Origin of the sequence: Burkholderia sp. Se-20378, from assembly GCF_017104665.1 — a bacterium.
GTDB lineage: Bacteria > Pseudomonadota > Gammaproteobacteria > Burkholderiales > Burkholderiaceae > Burkholderia > Burkholderia lata.
Genome location: NZ_JAAGPG010000463.1, coordinates 1 through 6517, shown reverse-complemented (window position 1 = coordinate 6517; position 6517 = coordinate 1). Strand labels below are relative to the sequence as shown.

Annotated in this window: 6 protein-coding genes; all 6 read left to right on the top strand. The window is 68.0% G+C overall.

What is annotated here, in order from left to right:
- The first annotated feature begins 128 nt into the window (after positions 1-128).
- Positions 129-1565 (top strand): pyruvate kinase, encoded by a 1437-nt coding sequence (gene pyk, locus G3N93_RS31340; RefSeq protein WP_011353067.1) that lies wholly within the window; start codon positions 129-131, stop codon positions 1563-1565.
- Between the two features lie 317 nt (positions 1566-1882).
- Complete coding sequence (gene fba / locus G3N93_RS31335; protein WP_031402582.1) at positions 1883-2947, top strand: class II fructose-bisphosphate aldolase; 1065 nt, start codon at positions 1883-1885, stop codon at positions 2945-2947.
- A gap of 221 nt (positions 2948-3168) precedes the next feature.
- Positions 3169-4059 (top strand): phosphoribosylaminoimidazolesuccinocarboxamide synthase, encoded by an 891-nt coding sequence (locus G3N93_RS31330; protein ID WP_011353065.1) that lies wholly within the window; start codon positions 3169-3171, stop codon positions 4057-4059.
- Positions 4060-4075: 16 nt separating this feature from the next.
- The gene (gene purE, locus G3N93_RS31325; protein ID WP_050014544.1) at positions 4076-4597 is read left to right on the top strand and encodes a 5-(carboxyamino)imidazole ribonucleotide mutase; all 522 of its coding nucleotides are present in this window, start codon (positions 4076-4078) and stop codon (positions 4595-4597) included.
- An 80-nt stretch (positions 4598-4677) separates the two neighbouring features.
- Positions 4678-5874, top strand: coding sequence for a 5-(carboxyamino)imidazole ribonucleotide synthase (locus tag G3N93_RS31320; protein WP_174930659.1), 1197 nt, complete (start codon positions 4678-4680; stop codon positions 5872-5874).
- Positions 5875-5882: 8 nt separating this feature from the next.
- Positions 5883-6517 (top strand): L-threonylcarbamoyladenylate synthase (locus G3N93_RS31315; protein WP_206134695.1); only part of this gene is annotated, 635 nt, incomplete at its 3' end.

The following is a 6517-nucleotide window of genomic DNA, read 5'->3' as shown; positions in this document are numbered from 1 at the left end:
TGCAGAACAAAGCGATGCCGGGCGCAAGCACCGGCACGCCCCCCGGAACGGCCGCCGCTGGGCCCGCCGTTTCCGGCTCTCGCAGCGTTTCACCCAGCGCATCCACCTTGATCCAGATGAGGAGTTTCATGCAGCGCGCCACCAAGATAGTCGCCACGATCGGCCCGGCTTCCAGTTCGCCGGAGATTCTGCTGCAGATGATGCAGGCGGGCCTCGACGTCGTGCGGCTCAATTTTTCGCACGGCACGGCCGACGATCACCGCCAGCGCGCCGAGATGGTGCGCGAGGCCGCCCGCAAGGTCGGCCGCGAGATCGCGATCATGGCCGACCTCCAGGGCCCGAAGATCCGCGTCGGCAAGTTCGAGAACGGCAAGACCACGCTCGAGCCGGGCCAGGCCTTCATCCTCGACGCAGGCTGCGAGCTGGGTAACGACGAACGCGTCGGCCTCGACTACAAGGAACTGCCGCGTGACCTGCGCACGGGCGACCTGCTGCTGCTGAACGACGGCCTGATCGTGCTGACCGTCGAGCGCGTGCTCGGCGACGAGATCCACACGATCGTCAAGGTGGGCGGCGAGCTGTCGAACAACAAGGGCATCAACCGCCAGGGCGGCGGCCTGTCGGCGCCCGCGCTGACCGCGAAGGACATGGAAGACATCCGCACCGCGATGTCGCTCGGCGCGGACCTGGTGGCGGTGTCGTTTCCGAAGAACGCGACCGACATGGAAATGGCGCGCCAGCTCGCGAACATCGCGGGCGCGCCGTACGGCATCAAGCCGAAAATGATCGCGAAGATCGAGCGCGCGGAAGCGATTCCGGCGCTGCAAAGCATTCTCGACGCGTCCGACGGCATCATGGTCGCGCGTGGCGACCTCGCGGTGGAAGTGGGCAACGCGGCCGTGCCGGCACTGCAGAAGCGGATGATCCGGATGGCGCGCGAGTCGAACAAGCTCGTGATCACCGCGACGCAGATGATGGAATCGATGATCCACGCGCCCGTGCCGACCCGCGCGGAAGTGTCGGACGTCGCGAACGCGGTGCTCGACGGCACCGATGCGGTGATGCTGTCGGCCGAGACGGCTGCCGGCAAGTACCCGGTCGTCACGATCGAGACGATGGCGGCCGTGTGCGTGGAGGCGGAAAAGTCGGAGCACGTCGAGCTGGACAAGGATTTCCTCGACCGCACGTTCACGCGGATCGACCAGTCGATCGCGATGGGCGCGCTGTTCACCGCGTACCACCTCGGTGCGAAGGCGATCATCGCGCTGACCGAATCGGGCGCGACCGCGCTGTGGATGTCGCGTCACTACACGCACGTGCCGATCTTCGCGCTGACGCCGCGCGTCGGCAGCGAGCGCACGATGGCGCTGTACCGCAACGTGACGCCGCTGCACGTCGACTTCAACAGCGACCGCGATTCGGCACTGCAGGCGGCGCTCGAGATCGTCGTCAAGCAGGGCTACGTGCAGCACGGCGATATGGTCGTGCTGACCGTCGGCGAGCCGATGGGGCAGGCGGGCGGCACCAACACGCTGAAGATCGTGCGGGTCGGCGAGCACTATTGAGCGCCGACTGAGCGTCGGGCCGGCCGGTGGGCCGGTCGCCCGGATCGGCTGAACAATCGATCCGGCACCGTTTTTCACGCGAAAGCCGCGTGGGGTCCGAAGCCCCGCGCGGCTTTTTTTCTCTTTTTTGCCCGCATTGTGCCGTGCGAACGTAACAAATTGCGAGTCGGCGCCACCGGGCGGTCGGAATCGGAGGCGCTTCGCGATAAAATGCCGCTATTCGACGCTCAGCCGCACCGCGCCACCCCGGGTTCGACCGGGAGCGAGCGCCGCGCCGGCGTCAGGGCGCACCGGTTTTCATTCCAAGGAGTTCCACAATGCCTCTCGTATCAATGCGTCAATTGCTGGACCACGCGGCAGAGCACGGTTACGGCCTGCCGGCCTTCAACGTGAACAACCTGGAGCAGGTCCAGGCGATCATGGCGGCGGCGGACCAGGTTGGCGCGCCCGTGATCATGCAGGCATCGGCCGGCGCGCGTAAGTACGCGGGCGAGCCGTTCCTGCGCCACCTGATCGAAGCAGCAGTCGAGTCGTACCCGCACATCCCGGTCGTGATGCACCAGGATCACGGCCAGTCGCCGGCAGTCTGCATGGCGGCGATCCGCAGCGGCTTCACCAGCGTGATGATGGACGGCTCGCTGGAAGCCGATGGCAAGACGGTCGCGTCGTACGAGTACAACGTCGACGTGTCGCGCAAGGTCGTCGAGATGGCGCACTCGATCGGCGTGACGGTCGAAGCGGAACTCGGCGTGCTCGGCTCGCTCGAGACGATGAAGGGCGACAAGGAAGACGGCCACGGCGCGGAAGGCACGATGACCCGCGAGCAGCTGCTGACCGATCCGGAGCAGGCCGCCGACTTCGTGAAGCTCACGCAGTGCGATGCGCTCGCGATCGCGATCGGCACGTCGCACGGCGCGTACAAGTTCTCGAAGAAGCCGACGGGCGACATCCTGTCGATCGAGCGCATCAAGGAAATCCACGCGCGCATCCCGAACACCCACCTCGTGATGCACGGTTCGTCGTCGGTGCCGCAGGAACTGCTGGCCGAGATCCGCGAATTCGGCGGCGACATGAAGGAAACCTACGGCGTGCCGGTCGAGGAAATCCAGGAAGGCATCAAGCACGGCGTGCGCAAGATCAACATCGACACCGACCTGCGTCTGGCGATCACCGGTGCGATCCGCCGCTACCTGTTCGAGAACCCGGGCAAGTTCGATCCGCGCGACTACCTGAAGCCCGCGCGAGAAGCGGCGAAGCAGGTTTGCGTCGACCGCTACCTCGCGTTCGGTTGCGAAGGCCAGGCCGGCAAGATCAAGCCGGTGTCGCTCGACAAGATCGCCGAGCAGTACAAGTCCGGTGCGCTCGCACAGGTCGTGCGCTAAGACTGTAGTACGATTGCCGCGCCGAAAGGCAAAGGCAAGGCTGTCCGGCCGGATCTGATCCGGCCCCGCAGTCGTTCCGTCCGGCCGAACGAGGGCCGGCCGGCAACCGCCCGGGCGCTGTCGCCCGGCCGGTTCGCCGACGTATTGCAAGACCGCCGTTCCCGCCTGCCGCGGGGAACGGCGTTTCCCTTTTTGTTTGGCTCCTTATCTGCGAAAAGACGATGTCTACCCTCTACGAATCCACGCTCCGCTCGCTGCCGCTCCTCGGTCGCGGCAAGGTCCGCGATAACTACGCGGTCGGCAACGACAAGCTCCTGATCGTCACGACCGATCGCCTGTCGGCATTCGACGTGGTGATGGGCGAGCCGATTCCGAACAAGGGCCGCGTGCTGAACCAGATGGCGAACTTCTGGTTCGACAAGCTCGCGCACATCGTGCCGAACCACCTGACGGGCGACGCGCCGGAAGCCGTCGTCGCGGCCGACGAAGTCGAGCAGGTGAAGGGCCGCGGCGTGGTCGTCAAGCGCCTCGAGCCGATCATGATCGAAGCGGTCGTGCGCGGCTACCTGGCCGGCAGCGGCTGGAAGGAATACCAGGCGTCGGGCGCCGTGTGCGGCGTGCAGCTGCCGGAAGGCCTGCAGAACGCGCAGAAGCTGCCCGAGCCGATCTTCACGCCGGCCGCGAAGGCCGAGATGGGCGAGCACGACGAGAACATCACGTTCGAGGAAACCGAGCGCCGCATCGGCACCGAGCTGGCCGCGACGATCCGCGACATCTCGATCAAGCTGTACAAGGAAGCGGCCGACTACGCGGCCACGCGCGGCATCATCATCGCCGACACGAAGTTCGAATTCGGCCTCGACAACCACGGCCAGCTGTACCTGATGGACGAAGTGCTGACGGCCGATTCGTCGCGCTTCTGGCCGGCCGACCAGTACGAAGTCGGCACGAACCCGCCGTCGTTCGACAAGCAGTTCGTGCGCGACTGGCTCGAGGCGCAGCCGTGGGGCAAGACGGCGCCGGCGCCGGCGCTGCCGGCCGACGTCGTCGAGAAGACGGCCGCGAAGTACCAGGAAGCGCTCGAGCGCATCACGGGCCAGGCGCTTGCCTGATCGGGGAGCGGAACACATGAGCGAAGTTCAGACTGCCCACACGCACAGCGCGCCGCTCATCGGCGTGCTGATGGGATCGAGTTCCGACTGGGACGTGATGAAGCACGCGGTCGCCATCCTGCAGGAATTCGGCGTGCCGTACGAAGCGAAGGTCGTGTCCGCGCACCGGATGCCCGACGAGATGTTCGACTATGCGGAGAAGGCGCGCGAGCGCGGGCTGCGCGCGATCATCGCGGGTGCCGGCGGCGCCGCGCACCTGCCCGGCATGCTGGCCGCGAAGACCACGGTGCCGGTGCTCGGCGTGCCGGTCGCGAGCAAGTACCTGAAGGGTGTCGATTCGCTGCACTCGATCGTGCAGATGCCGAAGGGCGTGCCCGTCGCGACGTTCGCGATCGGCGAGGCCGGTGCTGCGAACGCCGCACTGTTCGCGGTGTCGATCCTGTCCGGCAATTCGGTCGACTATGCGAACCGGCTCGCCGCGTTCCGCGTGCGCCAGAACGAAGCCGCGCACGCGATGGTGCTGCCGCCGCTGGAATGACGGCGCACCGGCGGCCGCGCGTCGCGGCTGCCTGACCTCCCCACTGCGGCGGGCAGCGCCCGCCGCGACCGACCACTGACATGACCGCAACTCCTGATTCCGTTTCCCCGATCCTGCCCGGCGCGTGGCTTGGCATGGTCGGCGGTGGCCAGCTCGGCCGCATGTTCTGCTTTGCCGCCCAGTCGATGGGCTATCGCGTCGCCGTGCTCGATCCCGATCCGACGAGCCCCGCCGGCGCGGTCGCCGACCGCCATCTGCGCGCGGCCTACGACGACGAAGCCGCACTCGCCGAACTGGCCGACCTGTGCGAGGCGGTGTCGACGGAGTTCGAGAACGTGCCGGCCGCGAGCCTCGATTTCCTCGCGCGCACGACGTTCGTCGCGCCGGCCGGCCGCTGCGTCGCGGTCGCGCAGGACCGGATCGCGGAGAAGCGCTTCATCGAAGCGTCGGGCGTGCCCGTTGCGCCGCACGTCGTGATCGAATCGTCGGCGGCACTCGCCGCGCTCGACGATGCCGCGCTCGACGCGGTGCTGCCGGGCATCCTGAAGACGGCGCGCCTCGGCTACGACGGCAAGGGCCAGGTGCGTGTGAGCACCGCGCAGGAAGCGCGCGACGCGCATGCGGCGCTGAACGGCGTGCCGTGCGTGCTCGAGAAGCGCCTGCCGCTGAAATACGAAGTGTCGGCGCTGATCGCGCGCGGCGCGGACGGCCGCTCGGCCGCGTTCCCGCTCGCGCAGAACGCGCACCACAACGGCATCCTCGCGCTGACGGTCGTGCCCGCGCCGGCCGCCGATGCGGCGCGCGTCGAAGAGGCGCAGCAGGCCGCCGTGCGGATTGCCGATACGCTCGGCTACGTCGGCGTGCTGTGCGTCGAATTCTTCGTGCTGGAAGACGGTTCGTTCGTCGCGAACGAGATGGCGCCGCGCCCGCACAACTCCGGCCACTACACGGTCGATGCGTGCGCAACGAGCCAGTTCGAGCAGCAGGTGCGTGCAATGACGCGCATGCCGCTCGGCAATCCGCGCCAGCATTCGCCGGCCGCGATGCTGAACATCCTCGGCGACGTGTGGTTCCCGAACGGTGCGGCGGCCGATGCCGTCACGCCGCCGTGGGACACGGTCGCGGCGATGCCCACCGCGCACCTGCACCTGTACGGCAAGGAAGACGCGCGGGTCGGCCGCAAGATGGGCCACGTGAACTTCACGGCCGAAACGCGCGACGAGGCCGTTGCCGCGGCCACCGCGTGCGCGCAGTTGCTGCGCGTGCCGCTCGACTGAGCCAGCCGATGTCCATCGATCTTCCGAACTCCGTGACGGCCGCGCAGATCGACGCGGCCGCCGTGCTGCTCGATGCGGGTCAGCTCGTCGCCTTTCCGACCGAAACCGTCTACGGGCTCGGCGGCGATGCGGCGAATCCCGAGGCCGTCGCGCGCATCTATGCGGCGAAGGGGCGTCCCGCGAATCATCCGGTGATCGTGCACTTGCCGCCGGGCGGCGATCCCGGCTACTGGGCCGACGATCTGCCGGCCGACGCGCAGGCGTTGATCGACGCGTTCTGGCCGGGCCCGCTGACGCTGATCCTGAAGCGCCACGCGCGCATTCCGGACGCCGTGAGCGGCGGCCAGGATTCAGTCGGGCTGCGCTGCCCGTCGCATCCGGTCGCGCAGGCGCTGCTGGCCGCGTTCAGTGCGCGGCGCGGCGGGCATGGCGGCGTGGCTGCGCCGTCTGCGAACCGGTTCGGCCACGTGAGCCCGACCACCGCACAGCACGTACGCGACGAATTCGGCGACACCGTGCACGTGCTCGACGGCGGCGCATCGGAAGTCGGTATCGAATCGACGATTCTCGACCTGTCGCGCGGCTTCCCGGCGCTGCTGCGCCCGGGCCACGTGACGCCGCAGCAGATCGCCGACGTGCTCGG